Raw genomic sequence first — 267 nt, forward strand, 5'->3', positions numbered from 1 at the left:
CCAACGTGGAAGACGGTCAAGTGGTCACGCTGACGGTCACCGACAGCCAGAACAACACCGCCACGTTCACCGCCACGGTGACCAACGGCGCATTCAGCACCACCGAAGACCTGACGGCCGCCGGCCTGGTCGACGGCACCATCACCGTGGTCGCCGACGTCACCGACCAAGCGGGCAACCCGGCCAGCGACACCGAAAGCGCCACGCTGGATGCCGACAATGCTGACCTGCCGACCATCGACTTGGCGGCCATCGGCGACGGCAACC

The 267-nt window shown here is 66.7% G+C and carries 1 protein-coding gene; it reads left to right on the forward strand.

Translation table 11 applies throughout. The annotated features are described in order from the left end of the window. Positions 1 to 20 precede the first annotated feature (20 nt). Positions 21 to 267: hypothetical protein (locus SB753_RS37760; RefSeq protein ID WP_410805247.1), on the forward strand; the 247-nt coding region annotated here is incomplete at its 3' end.

Source organism: Paraburkholderia sp. SIMBA_053, assembly GCF_046534895.1.
Lineage (GTDB): Bacteria > Pseudomonadota > Gammaproteobacteria > Burkholderiales > Burkholderiaceae > Paraburkholderia > Paraburkholderia caledonica.